Source organism: Castellaniella denitrificans, assembly GCF_042653765.1.
In the GTDB taxonomy this organism is placed as follows: Bacteria; Pseudomonadota; Gammaproteobacteria; order Burkholderiales; family Burkholderiaceae_B; genus Castellaniella; species Castellaniella denitrificans.
The window spans coordinates 71,402-89,719 of sequence record NZ_JBHSEZ010000005.1 but is presented as its reverse complement, the minus strand read 5'-3'; the positions used below and the strand labels follow the sequence as shown (position 1 = coordinate 89,719).

12 protein-coding genes, 1 tRNA gene and 2 pseudogenes are annotated in these 18,318 nt (G+C 69.3%); 11 read left to right on the top strand and 4 right to left on the bottom strand.

Annotation, left to right across the window (positions count from 1 at the left end):
* The first annotated feature begins 6 nt into the window (after positions 1–6).
* The gene (locus ACFO27_RS08510) at positions 7–3,168 is read left to right on the top strand and encodes a bifunctional diguanylate cyclase/phosphodiesterase (protein ID WP_376816958.1); all 3,162 of its coding nucleotides are present in this window, start codon (positions 7–9) and stop codon (positions 3,166–3,168) included.
* Between the two features lie 122 nt (positions 3,169–3,290).
* On the opposite strand, the gene ACFO27_RS08505 is transcribed toward ACFO27_RS08510, so the two are convergent.
* A tRNA-Met gene (locus tag ACFO27_RS08505) sits at positions 3,291–3,367 on the bottom strand.
* Between the two features lie 67 nt (positions 3,368–3,434).
* Here ACFO27_RS08505 and scpB point away from each other — a divergent pair.
* The 8 genes and pseudogenes from scpB to typA form a co-directional block, all read left to right on the top strand.
* A pseudogene (gene scpB, locus ACFO27_RS08500) lies at positions 3,435–4,130 on the top strand (SMC-Scp complex subunit ScpB); the annotation flags it as partial.
* 61 nt (positions 4,131–4,191) lie between these two features.
* Positions 4,192–5,892, top strand: coding sequence for a pseudouridine synthase (locus ACFO27_RS08495; RefSeq protein WP_376816957.1), 1,701 nt, complete (start codon positions 4,192–4,194; stop codon positions 5,890–5,892).
* A gap of 268 nt (positions 5,893–6,160) precedes the next feature.
* A complete protein-coding gene (rimP, locus tag ACFO27_RS08490; protein WP_323023508.1) occupies positions 6,161–6,631 on the top strand; it encodes a ribosome maturation factor RimP in 471 nt (156 codons plus the stop codon).
* Positions 6,628–8,112 (top strand): transcription termination factor NusA, encoded by a 1,485-nt coding sequence (gene nusA, locus ACFO27_RS08485; protein WP_376816956.1) that lies wholly within the window; start codon positions 6,628–6,630, stop codon positions 8,110–8,112. Before rimP ends, nusA begins: the two co-directional genes overlap by 4 nt.
* A 55-nt stretch (positions 8,113–8,167) precedes the next feature.
* Positions 8,168–11,062, top strand: coding sequence for a translation initiation factor IF-2 (gene infB / locus ACFO27_RS08480; RefSeq protein ID WP_376816955.1), 2,895 nt, complete (start codon positions 8,168–8,170; stop codon positions 11,060–11,062).
* A 16-nt stretch (positions 11,063–11,078) separates the two neighbouring features.
* Positions 11,079–11,489, top strand: coding sequence for a 30S ribosome-binding factor RbfA (rbfA, locus tag ACFO27_RS08475; RefSeq protein WP_376816954.1), 411 nt, complete (start codon positions 11,079–11,081; stop codon positions 11,487–11,489).
* A gap of 35 nt (positions 11,490–11,524) precedes the next feature.
* On the top strand, positions 11,525–12,283 hold the full coding sequence (gene truB, locus ACFO27_RS08470; RefSeq protein ID WP_376816953.1) for a tRNA pseudouridine(55) synthase TruB: 759 nt from the start codon (positions 11,525–11,527) through the stop codon (positions 12,281–12,283).
* Entirely contained in the window at positions 12,280–14,100 is a 1,821-nt protein-coding gene (gene typA / locus ACFO27_RS08465; RefSeq protein ID WP_376816952.1) for a translational GTPase TypA, read from the top strand. The genes truB and typA overlap by 4 nt, the downstream gene beginning before the upstream one ends.
* Positions 14,101–14,160: 60 nt before the next feature.
* On the opposite strand, the gene ACFO27_RS08460 is transcribed toward typA, so the two are convergent.
* Both ACFO27_RS08460 and ACFO27_RS08455 read right to left on the bottom strand, forming a co-directional pair.
* Positions 14,161–15,075, bottom strand: coding sequence for a DMT family transporter (locus tag ACFO27_RS08460; protein ID WP_376816951.1), 915 nt, complete (start codon positions 15,073–15,075; stop codon positions 14,161–14,163).
* Between the two features lie 138 nt (positions 15,076–15,213).
* Positions 15,214–15,888: a helix-turn-helix domain-containing protein gene (locus tag ACFO27_RS08455; protein ID WP_376816950.1), complete on the bottom strand. Its 675-nt coding sequence runs from the start codon at positions 15,886–15,888 to the stop codon at positions 15,214–15,216.
* 178 nt (positions 15,889–16,066) lie between these two features.
* Between ACFO27_RS08455 and ACFO27_RS08450 the strand changes: the two are divergent.
* Both ACFO27_RS08450 and ACFO27_RS08445 read left to right on the top strand, forming a co-directional pair.
* Positions 16,067–16,693: pseudogene (locus tag ACFO27_RS08450) on the top strand (YqiA/YcfP family alpha/beta fold hydrolase); the annotation flags it as partial.
* Positions 16,676–17,209, top strand: a complete 534-nt coding sequence (locus ACFO27_RS08445) for a GNAT family N-acetyltransferase (RefSeq protein WP_376816979.1) — start codon at positions 16,676–16,678, stop codon at positions 17,207–17,209. The pseudogene ACFO27_RS08450 and the gene ACFO27_RS08445, both read left to right, overlap by 18 nt.
* Before the next feature lie 28 nt (positions 17,210–17,237).
* On the opposite strand, the gene ACFO27_RS08440 is transcribed toward ACFO27_RS08445, so the two are convergent.
* Positions 17,238–18,185, bottom strand: a complete 948-nt coding sequence (locus tag ACFO27_RS08440; protein ID WP_376816949.1) for a DUF4351 domain-containing protein — start codon at positions 18,183–18,185, stop codon at positions 17,238–17,240.
* Positions 18,186–18,318: the final 133 nt, after the last annotated feature.

Here is an 18,318-nt window from a genome sequence, read left to right as displayed (position 1 = left end):
AGTCTCATGGCGGCATTTTCCGCAAGACGAACATTCAACCTCTGGTTCCCCTGTTTGCTGGTGGCCGTGTCCGGGCTCGGCCTCACCGGCGCGCTGGCGCTGCAGCAGCGGGAGACGGGGGAATCGATCGCCCAGCTCCGGTTTTCCGAGGAAGTCCGTTCCTCCAGCGACGCGATCGCCCAGCGCATCGTGGCCTATGCCGAGGTCGTATCCGGTCTGCGGGACCTGTTCATGGTGAATCCCGACCTGGACGACAGGATGTTCGAGCGCGTGGTGGCGCAGCACGACGTGCGCAGGAACTATCCCGAACTGGTGAACCTGTCCTTCGTGCGCTGGGTGCCCGCCGCCGAACTGCCCGCCTATGAATCGCGGCTGCGCGCCCGCTTCCCCGGGGCGGATCCCGCGGCGCCGGTCGTCCACCCGCGCATCGACCGGCCCGACCATTACGTCGTCGAATATCTCTGGCCCCGGGAAGGCAACGCGGGCGTCTGGGGGCTGGACATCGCCTCCCAGCCCGCGAACCTGGCCTCCCTGCTGATGGGGCGGGCGACGGGCCGTCCGATGGTGTCGGCGCCTTTCGCCCTGTTGCAGGAAAAAGAGGACAACACGGCCTTCGTCCTGCGTTTCCCCGTGTTCCATCACGGCGAGGGCGATCGCTTCATCGGTGCGGTCGCCGCCGTGGTGCGGGTCAGCGGAATGCTGGACGCCATCCGCGCGTCCGGATTCCTGCGCGGCCTGTCGGTGCGGCTGCAGGACGTCGGCGCCAGCGGCGTCCCGGGGGTGCCGGCCATGCTGGGCGTTTCGGCGCTGTCGCCGGACGACCCCGCGCCCCGGGCATCGCTCGAGGAAACCCGCCTGCTGGACGTGATGGGCCGGGTCTGGCGTCTGGGTTTCACGCCCAGCCATCCCCTGCTGTCCCCCACCGAGCGGATGATGCCCTGGTGGATCGGCGGCGCGGGCGTGGCCCTGACCCTGCTGCTGACGGCGCTGGCCGGCCTGCTGGCGCGCCAGCGCACGCGGGCTTTCACCGAAGTCGCTTCCACCCACGAGGCCCTGCGGCGCAGCGAGGAACGCTTCCGCGCCGTCTTCAACCAGGCGGCGGTCGGCGTTTCCGTGACCGACGTGAAGACCGGCCGCCTGGTTCGCGTCAATCAGAAATACTGCGACATCCTGGGCTATGCGCGCGACGAACTGCTGCAGCTCGATTTCCGGCAGTTGACCCATCCGGACGATCTGGCGCTGGACCTGGAGCAGATGCGGCGCGTCCAGGCGGGGGAAATCCGCGAATTCCGGCTCGAAAAGCGCGTCCTGCGCAAGACCGGCGAGCCGATCTGGGTGGACCTGACCGTGTCGCCCATCTGGCAGCCGGGCGAGGCGCCCGACTACCACGTCGCCGTCATCCAGGACATCGACGAACGGCGCCGCATGCAGGATGCGCTGCGGGAGCGGGAGCGGCGCCTGCGCAGCATCCTCGATCACCTGCCGGTGGGGGTGTGCCTGGTGCGGCACGATGAGCGCATCACGTTCCGCAACCGGCAGTTCGTGCAGATCTTCGGCTACACCGAGCAGGAGGTCCCGGACGTGCAGGCCTGGTGGGCGCGCATCTGTCCCGATCCGGACATTCGCGATCGGGCGCGCCTGCGCTGGGCGCGCCTGTGCGACGCGGCCCGCCGGTCGGGCGAAGGCGTCATCGCGGCGGGCGAATACCAGATCCTGTGCAGCGACGGCAGCCACCGGACGATCGAGGTCGCCGGGGTCCTGCTGGGCGACGACTATCTGCTGACCCTGGAAGACCACACCCAGCGCAAGGCGGCCGAGGAGGAGATCAACTACCTGGCCTTTTACGATTCCCTGACCGGCCTGCCCAACCGCCGCCTGCTGCTGGACCGGCTGCAGCAGACCCTGGCCTCGGCCGCGCGCCATCAGCGCTGGGGCGCGCTGCTGATGCTGGACCTGGACCATTTCAAGACCCTGAACGAGACCCGGGGCCACGACAGCGGAGACCTGGTGCTGCGCCAGGTGGCCGAACGCCTGCGGACCTGCCTGCCCGACTCGCAGACCGTGGCCCGGCACGGGGACGACGAATTCGTGGTCGTCCTCGAGGACCTGGGCGCCTCTCCCGAAGAAGCCGCCGCGCGGGCGGAGGAAATCGGCCAGCGCATCCTGGCGCTGCTGAGCGCGCCCTACCTGCTGGGCGCGGAGCACTATCACGCGACGGTCAGCATGGGGGCGGCGGTGTTCCACGGCCTGGAGCAGGGAGTGGACGAGCATCTCAAGCGGGCCGACCTAGCCATGTACCAGGCCAAGGCGGCGGGCCGCAACACCCTGCGCTTCTACGATCCGTTCATGCAGGCCGCGGTGCATCGGCGGGCCGCGCTGGAGCTGGACATGCGCATCGGCCTGGAGCAGGGCCAGTTCGAGCTGTTCTACCAGCCCCAGGTGGACCGGGACCGCATCATCGGCTGCGAGGCGCTGCTGCGCTGGCATCATCCCCAGGATGGCTTCGTCTCGCCGGCCGCCTTCATCCCCCTGGCCGAGGAAACCGGCCTGATCCTGCCGCTGGGCGAGTGGGTGCTGCGGGCCGCCTGCGAGCAACTGGCCCGCTGGGCGCAGGACCCCGTGTTCGCGCACCTGAGCCTGGCCGTCAACGTCAGCCCGCGCCAGTTCCACCAATCCGGTTTCGTCGATCAGGCCCTGGCGGCCCTGGCCGGCACCGGCGCGGACGCCAGCCGGCTCGAGCTCGAGCTGACCGAAGGACTGCTGTTGCAGGACATCGAGGACACGATCCGCAAGATGGTGCAGCTCAAGGGCTATGGCGTGGGGTTCTCGCTGGACGATTTCGGCACCGGCTATTCGTCGCTGGCCTACCTGAAGCGGCTGCCGCTCGACCAGTTGAAGATCGACCAGAGCTTCGTGCGCGACGTGCTGACCGATCCCAACGACGCGGCGATCGCGCGCACCATCGTCGCCCTGGGGATCAGCCTGGGCCTGCGCGTCATCGCCGAGGGGGTGGAAACCGAGGCCCAGCGCGCCTTCCTGGAGCGGCATCATTGCCATGCCTGGCAGGGCTACCTGCTGAGCCGCCCGCTGCCGGCGGCCGAATTCGAGGCGCTGGTGCGGGAACGGGCGGTGCGGACGCATCCGGACGCGCCGGGGATCGGAGCCTAGCGTGCCCGCCAGGCGCGCCGGTGCGCCGGTGCGCCGGCTGGCGCGTCCTGGCCGCCTGGCATGCGGGCGGCCGGAATGAAAAAAGCCCGGAACCTTGCGGTATCCGGGCTTGATTCGAATTGTGGTTGCGGGGACAGGATTTGAACCTGTGACCTTCGGGTTATGAGCCCGACGAGCTGCCAGACTGCTCCACCCCGCGTCTGGAAAACAAGACTATAGCAAGTCTGCGAAAATAATGCAAGCAACCGATCGGAGTTCAAGCTAAAATGACGGAAACGGAAATCCTGCGCGTATTGGAAACGGCTTTATTGTGCGCCGATGCGCCTCTCGCGGTCGCCGATCTGCGCAGTCTCTTCGAAGACACGATTTCCGGGGACGACATCCGCCGCCATCTGGCTGCCCTGCAGCTCGACTGGCAGGAACGGGGGCTCGAACTGGTGCAGCTCGCCAGTGGCTGGCGCTTCCAGAGCCGTCCCGACATGCAGCGTTACCTGGGGCGCCTGAGCCCCGAAAAACCGCCTCGCTATTCTCGCGCCGTGCTCGAAACGCTCGCCATCATCGCATGGCGGCAGCCCGTGACGCGCGGGGACATCGAGGACATCCGCGGCGTCACGGTCTCGGCACAGATCATCCGCACCCTCGAAGACCGGGGCTGGATCGAAACCCTGGGCTATCGCGACGCGCCGGGGCGTCCGGCCCTGCTGGGGACGACGCGCCGCTTCCTCGATGACCTCGGTCTGCGGGCGCTGGACGAACTGCCCGCGCTCGATGCCGAGGAGGCCGCGGAAGCGCTGGGAGTCCTCGCGTTCGATGCGGCGGATGGACCGGATGCCGCGCGGGGCGCGGAAGCAGTGGTGGATGAAGAGGATGGCGCCGGCGAGGCGGCCCGGGCGGATGCGCCCGGCCAGGCGCCCGTGGATGCCGCCGCGTCTCCGGACGCCGATGCGGACGATTCCCCGGCCCCGGGGCCGCGCGGCCCGGATGAATGAAGAACGGAATTTTGTGTAGGAGTCACCGAACCCCATGACAGCAGAAATCGAGACGATGCCGAGCGCCGCGCAGGGCGCGCCCGAAACGCCGCCCGCGGCCGAGAACCGGCCGGAAAACGGCAAGCCGCGGGGGCGCAAGCTGCGCACGCCGTTTCGCCGCCGCCGGGGAGATGCCCAGCAGGCCGGCGCCCAGGGTGGCGAGGCCCGCGAGGCCGAGGCCGCCGAGGCCGTCGACGCGGGTTCGGCGGAAGAAGCCGACCGCGCCCTGGATTACCTGAAGGACGCCCATCCGACCGCCCGGCGCCTGGACCGCTACCTGAACAGCGACGTCCTGATGCCGAAGCTGCACAAGGTCCTGGCCGACGCGGGCGTGGGCTCGCGGCGCGAGATGGAAGAGCTGATCGTCGCCGGCCGCGTCTCGGTCAATGGCGAGCCCGCCCACGTGGGCCAGCGCATCGGCCCGGACGACAAGGTCCGCGTCAACGGCCGCCTGGTGACCCGTCCCAAGGCGGGCAAGCTGCCCCGCGTGATCCTCTATCACAAGCCGGCCGGCGAAATCGTCAGCCATGACGACCCCGAAGGCCGGGCTTCCGTGTTCGCCCGCCTGCCGCGCATCCGCACCGGCAAGTGGCTGTCGGTGGGGCGCCTGGACCTGAACACCGAGGGCCTGCTGATCCTGACGACCTCGGGCGACCTCGCCAACCGGCTGTCGCATCCGCGCTACGGGGCGGAACGCGAATACGCGGTCCGCATCCTGGGCGAACTGGGCGAAGCGGAACAGGCCCGCCTGACCAGCGGCATCCAGCTGGAAGACGGCGAGGCCCGGTTCAATTCCCTGGACTACATCGGCGGCGAAGGCAGCAATCGCTGGTACCGGGTCACGCTCAGCGAGGGCCGCAACCGCGAAGTGCGGCGTATGTTCGAGGCGGCGGGGGTGACCGTCAGCCGCCTGATCCGCACGCGCTTCGGCGACGTGATGCTGCCCACCAACCTGCGCCGGGGGCGCTGGGACGAGCTGGATTCCGGCCTGGTCGGGGCGCTGATGGTCCAGCTGGGCCTGCTGCGCGGCGCCGACGAGGACGACAGCCAGTCCGAGCGCCAGCCCCTGTCGCATGCCAGCGCCCTGCCGCCGGGATTCGGCACGCCGGGCCAGAATGGCCAGAACGGCGCGCGCCTGAACCGCCGGGGGAAGGTGTCGGGCGGCCGCAAGGGCGGCATCGATCCGTTCACCACCGGGCTGCTCATCAGCGGCGGGCTGGCCAACGGCCATCCGGATGGCGGCAAGGCCCGCCAGGACGCGAAGCCCGGCCGCAAGCCGGCCAGGAAATCCCATGCCCAGGGCTTCGACGCCCAGGACGCGCATGCCGAAGGCCGGCCCGCCTCGAACCGGCCGGCCCGGCCCGCCCGTCCGGGGAAACCGGGCAAGCCCGCCGGCGCCGCCGGAAAACCCGCGGGGAAACCCGCCGGCAAGCCGGCCCGGTCCGGCAAGCCTGGCGCCGGCAAGCCCGGCAAGCATGCCCAGGGCGGGGCGGGCCAGCCCCAGGCCGACATGGCGCCCGCGTCGGCGCGCCCGCCCAAGGCCGCCCAGAAGCCCGGCCGCAAGCCGGGTGGCAAGCCGGGCAACAAATCCCCCCGCAAGCAGGCGGGCGGCGAGGGCGGGGGCGGCGAACGCCAGCCCCGGGGCGCCCATGCGCACGAATCGCGCCTGGGTTTCCTGGGGGGGCGCGGCCGCTGATCCGGGAGCGGGGCCGTCCGGTATCGGGGCCCCGCGCGAAGATCGCGCGAAAGTGCGTTTTCAGCAAAGAAATGCTGTTATAATGTAAGGCTTTACAGCACCTTTGTGCTGTGTCCACCGGGGGCTTTGCCGTCTTTGACCCTGGCCGCGCATGCCGATTTTGGCGATGCGGGCCGGCGCGGGCGGGTCTTCGGCGGTTCCTGAATGGGCCCCGGGTTCACCGGGGCGGTACAAAGGGCTGCGGGACAGCCCCTTTTTTTTGGAATTTATGGCGGATATCTTGACGGTCGCCCAGCAGGCCCTGCTGGGTTTCGATGTGGAACTGGTCGATGTGGAACGCGCGCCCCTGGGGCTTTTGCGTGTGGTGATCGATCGCCCCGAAGGGGTCCGCATCGAGGACTGCGAACAGGTGTCCCGCCAGTTGTCGCATGTGTTCGAAGTCGAAAACATCGACTACAAGCGCCTGGAGGTCAGCTCCCCCGGCGTGGACCGGCCCCTGCGCCGCCTCGCGGACTACGTCCGCTTCGCCGGCGAGCGCATCGAACTGCGCCTGCACGAGCCGGTCGAATCCCGCAAGACCTTTACCGGCATCCTGAGGGCCAGCGGGGATGAGCCGCCCGTGCTCAGCCTGGACTGGGAAGACCAGTCCGGCCAGACACGGACGCTGCCGTTTTCTTTTGACGATGTGGACCGGGCCCGGCTGGACCCCGTTCTCGATTTCAAGGGTAAGAAGCGATGAGTCGCGAAATTCTGCTGTTGGTCGACGCCCTGGCGCGTGAAAAAAACGTCGAACGCGATGTGGTGTTCGGCGCTCTCGAAAGCGCGCTGGCCTCGGCCATGAAAAAGCGGTTCAAGGAAGAAGTGGACATCCGCGTGGCCATCGACCGCCAGACCGGCGAGCACGAGGGCTTCCGCCGCTGGCTGGTCGTGCCCGACGAGGCCGGCCTGCAGGAACCCGACGCCCAGGAACTCTATACCGATGCCCAGGACATCGTGCCGGGCATCGAGGTCGGCGAATACATCGAAGAACCCCTGGAACCCATCGAGTTCGGACGCATCGGCGCGCAGGCGGCCAAGCAGGCCATCCTGCAGAAGATCCGCGACGCCGAGCGCGAGCAGGTGCTCAACGACTTCCTGGACCGGGGCGAGACCATCGTGTCCGGCACGGTCAAGCGCCTGGACAAGGGCGACGCCATCATCGAGATCGGCAAGGTGGAAGCGCGCCTGCCGCGCACCGAGATGATCCCCAAGGAAAACATCCGCGCCGGCGATCGCGTGCGCGCCTACGTCCTGAAGGTCGATCACACCGCCCGCGGCCAGCAGGTCATCCTGTCGCGCACTTCGCCCGACTTCATCCGCGAGCTGTTCGAGAACGAAGTCCCCGAGATCGAGCAGGGCCTGCTCGAAATCAAGGCGGCGGCCCGCGATCCGGGCGTGCGTGCCAAAATCGCCGTCGTGGCGTACGATAAGCGGATCGATCCCATCGGTACCTGCGTCGGGATGCGCGGCTCGCGCGTCACAGCCGTGCGCAACGAGCTCGGTGGCGAGCAGGTGGACATCGTCCTGTGGGCCGACGATCCGGCGGAATTCGTGATCGGCGCGCTGGCGCCGGCGCACGTCGAATCGATCCTGGTGGACGAGGACAAGCACGCGATGGACGTGGTCGTCGACGAGGAAAACCTCCCCAAGGCCATCGGCGCGCGCGGCCAGAACGTCCGCCTGGCGTCCGAGCTGACCGGCTGGCAGATCAACATCATGACGCCCGAGGAAAGCCAGAGCCGCCAGGAGGCCGAGCGCGCCGCGCTGCGCCACACCTTCATCACGAAGCTCGACGTGGACGAGGAAGTCGCCGACATCCTCATCGACGAGGGCTTCACCGGCCTCGAGGAAATCGCCTACGTGCCCCTGCAGGAACTGCTGGACATCGAAGCCTTCGACGAGGAAACCGTCAACGAATTGCGCACGCGTGCGCGCAATGCCCTGCTGACCGAGGCCATTGCCCAGGAAGAGCGCGTGCAGACCGCCCGCGACCTGCTGGAAATCAAGGGCATGGACCCGGCCCTGGTGGCGAAGCTGGCCGAAAACGGCATCACCACGCTGGACGACCTGGCCGAACTGGCCGCGGACGAACTGGCCGAACTGACCGGGCTGCCCGAGGACACCGCCAGCGACATGATCATGCAGGCGCGGGCCCACTGGTTCGAGGACGACGAAGCCTGATTGCTTCGTCGCATCGAACCGCGCCGCCCTTAAACGTAGTCAAAGAGAGAGTCGAATGCCGAGTAACACCGTCGCCCAATTCGCCGAAGAACTGAACATGCCCGCCAACGTCCTGCTGGATCATTTCCGCTCGGCCGGCGTCGAGCTGGATTCGGTGAACGCCGACGTGACCGAAGCAGACAAGAGCGCCCTGCTCGAATCCCTGCGGCGTTCGCACGGCTCCGACACGGGCAAGAAAGTCGTGCTGACGCGCCGCAAGACGTCGGAAATCCACCAGGCCGACAGCTCGGGCCGCTCGCGCACGATCCAGGTCGAGGTCCGCAAGAAGCGCGTGCTGGTCAAGCGCGACCGCCCCGAACCGGCCGAGGCAGCCCGCGCCGAGGCCGCCGCCCAGGCCGCTCCGGCGGCCGCGGAAGCGGCGCCCGCGCCCGCGCCCCGGACCGAAGAACCTTCCGCCCAGACGCCGGCGGCCCCGGTCGCGGCCGAGCCGGCCGCCGACGCCCGTCCGGCGGAATCCTCCGTGCCCGAGACGGCGCCGGCCGCGCCCCAGGCGCCGCAGGCCGAAACCCCGGCCGAACCCGCGGCGGCCGAACCCGCGGCACAGAAAGAACCCGCCGAGGCCCAGGCCCCGGCCGAACCCCAACAGGATATCGTGAGCGAAACCCCTGTCGCCGAGCCCGTGGCCGAGACGCCTGCGGCCGAACCGGCCCCGGCCGCCGAACCCGCGCCGCGCGCCGAACCCGTGCCCGCGTCCTCCGCGCCGGTGGCCGCGCCCCAGGCCACGCCGGGCAAGGCCCGCCGCGCCCCGGCGGACACCGACCGCGAACGCGCGCGCCGCGCCGCCGAGGCCGAAGCCGCCGCCCTGCGTGAAATGATGCGCCAGCCGCGCAAGGTCCTGCGCGCGCCCGAACCCGAGGAAGCGCCCACCACCGGCACGCTGCACAAGCCCGCCGGCACCAAGGCCGCCACCGTCAAGAAGGAATCCGAGGGCAAGAAGGTCATCAAGGCGGCCGACGTGTCCTCGAGCTGGTCCAACGACGGCCGCAAGAAGCCTTCCAAGGCCGAGACGCTGTCGCCGGGCGCCGGGCGCGATGCCTGGCGCGCGGGCGGCAAGGCCGGCGGTCGGGGCGGCAAGGGCGCGCGCGGCAAGGGCCGCCGCCAGGCCGATCACCAGGAACCGATGCAGGCCGAATTCATCGCGCGTGAAATCCACGTGCCGGAAACGATTTCCGTCGCCGACCTGGCCCACAAGATGTCCGTGAAGGCGGCCGAGGTCATCAAGCACCTGATGAAGCTGGGCCAGATGGTCACCATCAACCAGATCCTGGACCAGGAAACGGCCATGATCGTGGTCGAGGAACTCGGCCACACCGCCATCGCCGCGAAGCTGGACGATCCGGAAGCCTTCCTGGCCGACACCGAGACCGCCGACGAGGTCGAGGCCCTGCCGCGCGCGCCGGTCGTCACCGTCATGGGCCACGTCGACCACGGCAAGACCTCGCTGCTGGACTATATCCGCCGCACCAAGGTCGCCACGGGCGAGGCCGGCGGCATCACCCAGCACATCGGCGCCTACAGCGTCAAGACCGATCGCGGCGTGGTGGCCTTCCTGGACACCCCGGGCCACGAGGCCTTCACGGCCATGCGCGCCCGCGGCGCCCAGGCCACCGACATCGTCATCCTGGTGGTGGCGGCCGACGACGGCGTCATGCCCCAGACCAAGGAAGCCATCCACCACGCTCGCGCGGCCAACGTGCCCCTGGTGGTGGCGATCAACAAGATCGACAAGCCGGAAGCCAATCCCGACCGCGTCAAGCAGGAACTCGTGGCCGAGGAAGTCGTGCCCGAGGAATACGGCGGCGACGTGCCCTTCATCGCCGTGTCCGCCAAGACCGGGCAGGGCATCGACGAGCTGCTGGAAAACGTCCTGCTGCAGGCCGAGATCCTGGAACTCAAGGCGCCCGTCGACGCGCCGGCCAAGGGCATCGTCATCGAGGCCCGCCTCGACAAGGGCCGCGGTCCCGTGGCGACCATCCTCGTCCAGAGCGGCACCCTGCATCGCGGCGACGCCGTGCTGGCGGGCGTGGCCTTCGGCAAGGTGCGCGCCATGCTGAACGACACCGGCAAGCCCACCGCCGAAGCCGGCCCCTCGACCCCGGTCGAGATCCAGGGCCTGGCCGAAGTCCCGGCCGCCGGCGACGAGGTCCTGGTCCTGAACGACGAACGCAAGGCCCGCGAGATCGCCCTGTTCCGCCAGGGCAAGTTCCGCGACGTCAAGCTCGCCCGCCAGCAGGCGGCCAAGCTGGAATCCATGTTCGACAACCTGGGCGAGGGCGTGCGCACGCTGCCGCTGATCGTCAAGACCGACGTCCAGGGTTCCCAGGAAGCCCTGGTGCAGTCGCTGCTCAAGCTGTCCACCGACGAGGTCCGGGTGCAGGTCGTGCACGCGGCCGTGGGCGGCATCTCCGAAAGCGACGTCAACCTGGCGATCGCCTCGGGCGCCGTGGTGATCGGCTTCAACGTGCGGGCCGACGCCCCCGCCAAGAAGCTGGCCGAGACCAACGACATCGACCTGCGCTACTACAACATCATCTACGACGCGATCGACGACGTGCGCAACGCCATGTCGGGGATGCTGGCGCCCGAGAAGCGCGAGGAAGTCATCGGCCTGGTCGAGATCCGCGAGATCTTCACCGTGTCGCGCGTGGGCAATATCGCCGGCTGCATGGTGCTCGAAGGCGTGGTGCGCCGCGATTCCCAGGTACGGCTGCTGCGCAACCACGTGGTGCACTGGACCGGCTCCCTGGATTCGCTGCGCCGCTTCAAGGACGACGCCAAGGAAGTCAAGGCCGGCTTCGATTGCGGCATCACGCTCAAGGGCAACAACGACATCCAGGTCGGCGATCAGCTCGAAGTCTTCGAAATCAAGGAAGTCGCCCGCACGCTCTGAGCGCGCGGCAAGAATCATGGGTCGTCATAAATCCAAGCCGAATCCCGGACGCAACACGCGCCTGGCCGACCAGATCCAGAAGGACCTGGCGGCCCTGGTGCAGCGCGAGCTCGACGTCGCGCGCGCCGGCCTGATCACGCTCACCGGCGTCGATCTGTCGGCCGACTACGCCCATGCCAAGGTCTACTTCACGGTGCTGGGCGCCGAGCCCGCCGCCGCCGCCCAGGCCCTGAACGACAAGGCGGGCTGGCTGCATTCGCAGCTCTTCCGCCTGCTGCACATCCATACGGTGCCCACCCTGCGCTTCGTGCACGACGAGCAGCTGGCGCGCGGCATCGAACTCACGCAATTGATCGATCGGGCCAACCGTCCCCAGGCGGGCGCTTCGGACATCCCCGAACTCGAAGACCCGGACGGCCAGCCCTGACAGGGCGGTCGTCACTCATCTGGACGGATTGAACGATGGCTTCCCGACGCGGGCAGATGCTCGACGGAGTCCTGTTGCTGGACAAACCGGAGGGCCTGTCGAGCAACCATGCGCTGCAGCGCGCCAAGCGGACCGTGGACGCCCGCAAGGCGGGCCATACCGGCACGCTGGACCCGTTCGCCACGGGCCTGCTGATCTGCTGTTTCGGCCGGGCGACGAAGATTTCCGCCGCCATGCTGGAAGCCGACAAGGTCTACGAGGCGACCCTGGCCTTCGGCGAGGAGACCGACAGCGGCGACCTGACGGGCCACGTCACGGCGCGCGCGCCGGATGATTTTTCCGGCGTGGACGCCGCCGCGCTGGAGGCCGCGCTGGCCGCGTTCCGGGGCGAGATCGAGCAGATCCCGCCCATGGTCTCGGCGCTCAAGCGCGACGGCAAGCCGTTGTACGAATACGCCCGCCAGGGCATCGAGCTGGAGCGTCCGCCGCGCCGGATCACGATCCACGCGCTGGACCTGCTGGCATGCGACGGCCGCGGCGCCCGGGTGCGGGTGCATTGCAGCAAGGGCACCTACGTGCGCACCCTGGCCCAGGACATCGGCCGCCGCCTGGGTTGCCTGGCGCACCTGTCGGCCTTGCGGCGCACCGCCGTCGGGCCGTTTTCGATCGAGCGGGCCGTGGGGCTGGAAGCCCTGCAGGCCATGGAAGCGCCGGCGACGGCGCTGATCCCTTTACACGCCTTGCCGGACGGCCTGCGCCCGGCAAGTGTTTCCACCGAGGAAAACATTCTATGAAACGAGCTTTGCGCAACGTGGCCATCATCGCCCACGTGGACCATGGCAAGACCACACTGGTCGACCAGCTGCTGCGGCAGTCCGGCACCTTCCGCGACAACCAGCAGGTGTCCGAGCGGGTGATGGATTCGGGCGACATCGAGCGCGAGCGCGGCATCACGATCCTGGCCAAGAACTGCGCCGTCGAATACGAAGGCACGCACATCAACATCATCGACACCCCGGGCCACGCCGACTTCGGCGGCGAGGTCGAGCGCGTGCTGTCCATGGTGGACGGCGTGCTGCTGCTGGTCGACGCCGTCGAAGGCCCGATGCCGCAGACCCGCTTCGTCACACGCAAGGCGCTGGCGCTGGGCCTGAAGCCCATCGTGGTGGTCAACAAGGTCGACCGCCCGGGCGCGCGCCCGGACTACGTGGTCAACGCCACCTTCGACCTGTTCGACAAGCTGGGCGCGACCGAGGAGCAACTGGACTTCCCGGTGATCTACGCCTCGGGCCTGTCGGGCTACGCCGGGCTGACCGACGACGTGCGCTCCGGCACCATGCGGCCCCTGTTCGACGCCATCCTGCAATACGTGCCGCAACGCGACGACGACGCCGACGGCCCCCTGCAGCTGCAGATCATTTCCCTGGACTACAGCAGCTACGTCGGCAAGATCGGCGTGGGCCGCATCAACCGGGGCCGCCTGCGCGCCGGCCAGGACGTGGCGGTGAAGTTCGGCCCCGAGGGCGAGTCCTTCAAGGGCCGCGTCAACCAGGTGCTGAAGTTCAAGGGCCTGGAGCGCGAGCTGGTGAGCGAGGCCGAGGCTGGCGACATCGTGCTGATCAACGGCATCGAGGACATCGGCATCGGCTGCACCCTGATGGATCCGGCCGTGCCCGAGGCGCTGCCGATGCTGCGCATCGACGAGCCCACGCTGACGATGAACTTCATGGTGAACACCTCGCCCCTGGCCGGGCGCGAGGGCAAGTTCGTCACCAGCCGCCAGCTGCGCGACCGCCTGGACCGCGAACTGAAGTCCAACGTCGCCCTGCGCGTGAACGACACCGACGACGACACCGTGTTCGAAGTCTGCGGCCGGGGCGAACTGCACCTGACCATCCTGCTGGAGAACATGCGCCGCGAAGGCTATGAGCTGGCGGTGTCGCGTCCCCGCGTGATGTTCAAGGACATCGACGGCGTGAAGTGCGAGCCGTACGAACTGCTGACCGTGGACGTGGAAGACTCGCACCAGGGCGGCGTGATGGAGGAACTGGGCCGGCGCAAGGGCGACCTGCAGGACATGCAGCCCGACGGGCGCGGCCGCACCCGCCTGGAATACCGCATTCCGGCGCGTGGCCTGATCGGCTTCCAGGGTGAATTCCTGACGCTCACGCGCGGCACGGGCCTGATGAGCCACATCTTCGACGACTACGCGCCGGTGCGCGAGGGCGGCGTCGGCGAGCGCCGCAACGGCGTGCTGATCAGCCAGGACGACGGCACCGCCGTGGCCTACGCCCTGTGGAAGCTGCAGGAGCGCGGCCGCATGTTCGTGTCGCCCCAGGATCCGGTCTACGAAGGCATGATCATCGGCATCCATTCGCGCGACAACGACCTAGTGGTCAATCCGATCAAGGAAAAGAAGCTGACCAACGTCCGCGCCTCCGGCAAGGACGAGCACATCGACCTGGTGCCGCCCATCGCCCTGAGCCTGGAATACGCCGTCGAATTCATCGCCGACGACGAACTGGTCGAGGTCACGCCCAAGTCGATTCGCCTGCGCAAGCGCTACCTGCAGGAGCACGAGCGCCGCCGCAGCCTGCGCGAATCGGCCTGATGCGCTGAATGGCCTGAATGCAGAAACCCCGCTTCGCGGGGTTTCTGCATTTTGCCGGGTTTACCGTGTCTCCGCCCGGATCACGATCGCCAGGCCCGCCAGCAGCGCGGCCAGGCCCGCGTAGGCCAGCGCGCCGGGCCGCTCGCCCACCACCGCCAGGGCCAGCAGGAAGGCGGTGACGGGTTCCATCAGGGCCAGCGACACGCCGGTGGCGGCGCTGATGCCGCGCAGGCCCGTGCTGAACAGCAGGTAGGCGATCCCCGTCGAGGCGATGCCCAGGAAGCCGACCATCAGCCAGCCCGAGGCCGTGATCTGCAGCGGTCCGGCCCACAGCCCGGCGGCCGGCAGGGCCAGCAGGGCGCTGACCAGGAACACGCCCAGTGTGGTGACGGCCGGCGCCGAGCGATCCACCAGCCGCTTGTTCAGCAAGGTGTAGAGCGCGTAGGCCAGGCCGGCGGCCAGACACAGGACGATGCCCAGCGGATCGGCCTGGATGTCGCCGCCGCGCCCGAACACCAGCAGCACGCCGCCGCCCACCGCCAGCAGCGTGCCCGTCCACCAGCCCGGCCCGGGCCGGGCGCCGCCGGCCAGTTGCAGCAGGCCGGCCCAGATCGGGCCGCTGCCGATGGCCAGCGCCGTGCCCACCGCCACGCCCGTGGCTTTCACGCCGGCGAAGAACGCCAGGTTGTAGCCCGCGATGCAGGCGCCGGCCCATGCGGTGCGGCGCCAGTCCAGGCCCGCCAGTTGGCGGCCCAGGTGGGGCAGCCCGTTGATCGAGCCGGCGTAGGCCAGGAAGAAGAGGGATGCCACCCCCAGGCGCAGGGCGCCCACCCAGTAGGGCGACAGCGCGCCGTCGGAAAAGCTCTGGGCCGTGCCTGTGGTGCCCCACAGCATGCCGGCGCCCAGCACCAGCAGGATGCCCCGCAGGGGCCGGACCCGGGAAGCGGCCGGGGAGGGATTCGGTATCGTGCTCATGCCGCCATGATGGCAGCGCGGCCGGCGGCCATTTGTCGAGAAACGCTCGTGGTCTTCGCCCGCTCCGGCGGCGCGGTGCCCGGGCGCATCGCCGGCCGCGGGCTCTCGCATGCCGCCCGGCATGCGGCGCGCGGGGGCTCAGGAGGTGGACCGCCGGAGGGCGCGGGCGCCGGTGCCCCGGTCGCGCCGCAGCGCGTAGGCCAGGGCGCTGCCGGACCGGTAGCCGACCTGCGCGGCGGCGACTTCCAGCGTCGCCCCCCGCGCCAGCGCCCGGCTCGCGTGCTCCAGCCGCAGGGCGCGCAGATGGTCGCCCGGCGTCTGGCCGGACAGTTCCAGCAGGCGCGCGTGGAAGCGCTGCGGGCTGAGATTGAACAGCCGCGCCATGCGGGCCGTCGGCCAGGATTCGTGCAATGCCCCGGCCAGGGCGGTGTCCAGGCGCGCCAGGTCCAGGCCCCGGCGCGAGGACAGCACCGTGGGCAGATCCAGCAGCAGGGCCAGCTGCCGCGCGGCGTCGCCCTGGCCGCCCAGGGTGCGGCAGGCGGGCGTCAGGGCGAAGCGCCGCAGCCGTTCCAGGCCGGCCGATTCGGGCGCGTCGATCACCAGGATGCGGGTGCCGGGCCGCGCGCAATAGGCGTGCCGGGCGCCCGCCGGGATCAGCATCCCGCAGGACGGGTCCGTGAACAGGGCGTGTCCGTCGACTTCCAGTTCCATGCGTCCGGCCAGCGGCGCCATCACCTGCGCATGATCGTGGACGTGGACGTGGGCCTGTCCGTCGTAGTCACGCAGCGTGCTGACCGGTTCGAGTAGCGGCATGGCGGGAAAGGAAACGGATGTCCGGATGGGGAATGTGTCGATCTTACAGCGTCTCGCGGCGGACGGGGCGGGACGGATGGCGGGGCCGGCGGTCCCGCGCGAAGCTGCTTACAATGAGGCGGCGGGGCTCCGTCGCGCGCCGCCGGGCGCCCGGGCAGCCGCGCGCCGCCTGGATGCCATGATTCTCTACCTGCACGGATTCCGTTCCTCTCCCGACTCCTTCAAGGCCCGCCTGATGGCCCGGGCCGTGGCCGAGCGCGGCCGGGCGCACGAATGGCACTGCCCGCAACTGCCCGCCAGCCCGGCGGCCGCGCTGGAACTGGCGCTCAGCCTGGCCGAGGCGGGCCTGAACGCCGAGGCGGCTTTCCGGGGCGGACGGCGGGACGCGGCGCCGGCGCGGGACGACGCGGCGGACCGCCTGACCGTCATCGGTTCGTCCCTGGGCGGTTTCTACGCCACCTGGCTGGCCGAACGCCTGGGCTGCCGCGCCGTGCTGCTCAATCCCGTCGTCCATGCGGCCCGCGACCTGGCGACCCAGGTCGGCTCGCACCGCACCTTCCATGGCGACGAGCCTTTCGAGTTCCTGCCCGGCTACGTGGACGAACTGGCGCGAGCCGAAGCCGACATCCCGGTCCTGACGCGTCCGGAACGGTATTTCCTGCTCGCCGCCACCGGCGACGAGGTCCTGGACTGGCGGGAAATGCGGGCCCGCTTCGCGGGCAGCCGCCAGCGCATCATCGAGGGCGGCGATCACGGCCTCTCGGATTTCGCCGACTGGCTGCCCGAAGTGCTGGCATTCGCTCTGGATGGCGCCGTCCGGGCGTCCGCATCGGAGGAAGCGCCCCGCGCCGGCGAATCGCGGCACGGGTCCGCCGGCAAGCCGCATGAGGGGCTGGCCGAAGGCCGCCGCGTCGTCACGGGAAACTGGGATGCGCTGGGCGCCGAGGCCAGCCGCATCCGCCTGGAAGTCTTCGTGGAGGAACAGCGGGTGCCGCTGGAAGAAGAGCTGGACGCCCGCGACGCGCAGTGCCTGCACGCCATCGCCTACGACGCCGATGGCCGGGCCATGGGCACCGGCCGCCTGCTGCCCGACGGCCACATCGGCCGCATGGCCGTGCGCAAGGCCTGGCGTGGCCAGGGCGTCGGTTCGCTCTTGCTGAACGCGCTGATGGACGCGGCCCGCCTCCGGGGCGACGCGGAAGTCGTGCTGGATGCCCAGTTGCAGGCGCGCCCCTTCTACGCCCGCCATGGTTTCGTGGAGGAGGGCGGGACCTTCATGGACGCGGGGATCCCGCATCGGGTGATGCGGCGGCGGTTCTGAGAGGGCGCGGGAATGGTCCCGAGAGGGATCAGGGACGGAAGACGTCCGGCAGCGTCGTGGCGTCCAGGATGTTCAGCGACCAGGTTTCGAGGTCTCGGGCACGGGCGGATTGGATCCGTCGTGTGATCTCGGCATCCACCGGGCCGAAGCGGCGTTCGATCTGGCGCAGCAGGAGCTTGGCCTGGCCTTTGACCTCGCCCAGCGCCTCGCCTTTCTCCATTCCCAGACGCTCCGCGATCATCACATAACCCATCTTTTGCTCCTGTTTGATGCGCTTCAGCGCCGCCAGATAGACTGATTCCTGGTCCTTGGGCAGACGCAGCAGCCATTCGATCAGTCGCAGCAGCGGCCGGATCCGGTCACGATCGTAGCCATATCCATACAGCAGCCGCGCAAGCGATACGGCGGGTGCCATCCGCTGCGCCCCATGATGCCGCAAAGCTTGCAATTGTGCCATGATCACCACCGCGAACGGGTTCGTGCGAGCCAGCGATTCCAGTTCATCCCAGCGGTCCAGCCACTGGGACAAGTGTACGACGCGAAAGGAAAAACTCACACCCTGGCCGAGGAATTCGCGCCGGTATCCCAGGTGATCCGGCCCCGACCGGCTGGCGACCAGGATGCACAGACTGAACAGGGCCGGCGGGAGCTGTCCGGCCTGGGCACTGAGTGTTTCGTGCCGGTCCTCGATGCGCGTCCGATAGCGGTACATACGGTGCGTGATCCGGGCGGTCGCCTGGGGGCCGGCGTCGCCGCCTTGCACTTCGACATGGACCAGGACCCATGCATCGGCGCCGTTCAGATGGCGGACCTGGACCAGTTTGTCCGCATACAGACGGCCATCGCCAGGGGGGCCGTCCGGGACTTCGATCGCCTGCAGTTCCTTGTCGAGAAACACCGGTGCAGCTGACCAGTCGATGGTCGCGAACAATGCGGGGACAAGCAATTCGATGGCTTGCTGGAAGAAAATCTCCAAGGCGTCTTTCCAGGGACTGTCATGGTCGTCTGCTGTCGCGGTGTGGAGCGGCGAGGCTTTCCGGGATGGCATGGCAGGCTTCCAGAGGCGGGAAGCCTCATTCTGGAGATGCCGCCGTCGCCCCGCCAGACTG

What these genes read in the sequence shown, in the direction of transcription:
- rbfA (WP_376816954.1), top strand. Translation starts at nt 11,079, where the DNA reads ATGGGTCGTCATAAATCCAAGCCGAATCCCGGACGCAACACGCGCCTG.
- typA (WP_376816952.1), top strand. Translation starts at nt 12,280, where the DNA reads ATGAAACGAGCTTTGCGCAACGTGGCCATCATCGCCCACGTGGACCAT.
- truB (WP_376816953.1), top strand. Translation starts at nt 11,525, where the DNA reads ATGGCTTCCCGACGCGGGCAGATGCTCGACGGAGTCCTGTTGCTGGAC.
- ACFO27_RS08510 (WP_376816958.1), top strand. Translation starts at nt 7, where the DNA reads ATGGCGGCATTTTCCGCAAGACGAACATTCAACCTCTGGTTCCCCTGT.
- ACFO27_RS08460 (WP_376816951.1), bottom strand. Translation starts at nt 15,075, where the DNA reads ATGAGCACGATACCGAATCCCTCCCCGGCCGCTTCCCGGGTCCGGCCC.
- ACFO27_RS08495 (WP_376816957.1), top strand. Translation starts at nt 4,192, where the DNA reads ATGACAGCAGAAATCGAGACGATGCCGAGCGCCGCGCAGGGCGCGCCC.
- rimP (WP_323023508.1), top strand. Translation starts at nt 6,161, where the DNA reads ATGGCGGATATCTTGACGGTCGCCCAGCAGGCCCTGCTGGGTTTCGAT.
- ACFO27_RS08455 (WP_376816950.1), bottom strand. Translation starts at nt 15,888, where the DNA reads ATGCCGCTACTCGAACCGGTCAGCACGCTGCGTGACTACGACGGACAG.
- nusA (WP_376816956.1), top strand. Translation starts at nt 6,628, where the DNA reads ATGAGTCGCGAAATTCTGCTGTTGGTCGACGCCCTGGCGCGTGAAAAA.
- infB (WP_376816955.1), top strand. Translation starts at nt 8,168, where the DNA reads ATGCCGAGTAACACCGTCGCCCAATTCGCCGAAGAACTGAACATGCCC.